Here is a 622-nt window from a genome sequence, read left to right on the forward strand (position 1 = left end):
GTTCCTCGGCATCATCGCCAGCGCCATCGCCGAGACCGATGACAACTGGTGGGGCCGTACCAAGGCGGTACTGCTGTCGCTGCTGTGCTTCTGCCTCGCCGCCGCCTCGGTGATCTGGCTGTTCCCCTGGCCATGGATCTTCATCGGTGCGCTGGCGCTGTCCACGTTCGGGCTGACCCTGCTGGGTGCGCTCGGCGAGCGCTATGCGTCGATCGCCCAGGCCACGGTGACGCTGGCGATCTACACCATGATCGGGCTGGAGCAGCATGGCGCCAGCGACCTGCACAGCGCGCTGGACGCGGTCAGCCATCTGCTGGCCGGTGCGGTCTGGTACGGCCTGCTGTCGATCCTGTGGACCGCACTGTTCGCCAACCGTCCGGTTCGCGAACGCGTGGCGCGCCTGTACGTTGAACTGGGCCGCTACCTGCAGTTGAAGGCAACACTGTTCGAGCCGGTGCGCGAGGCCGACCTGCAGCGTCGCCAGCTCGACCTGGCCGAACAGAACCGGCGCGTAGTCGGTGCATTGAATGAAGCCAAGACCGCGATCCTGGCCCGCTTCGGCCGTTCCGGGCGGCCCGGCGTGAACTCCGGCCTGTACCTGCGCCTCTATTACATGGCACAG

1 protein-coding gene is annotated in these 622 nt (G+C 66.7%); it reads left to right on the forward strand.

Annotation, left to right across the window (positions count from 1 at the left end; translation table 11 throughout):
- Positions 1-622 (forward strand): FUSC family membrane protein (locus DAI20_RS19730; RefSeq protein WP_205781515.1); only part of this gene is annotated, 622 nt, incomplete at both ends.

The sequence above is a fragment of the Planctomonas deserti genome (assembly GCF_003067705.1).
Taxonomy (GTDB): Bacteria; Actinomycetota; Actinomycetes; order Actinomycetales; family Microbacteriaceae; genus Planctomonas; species Planctomonas deserti.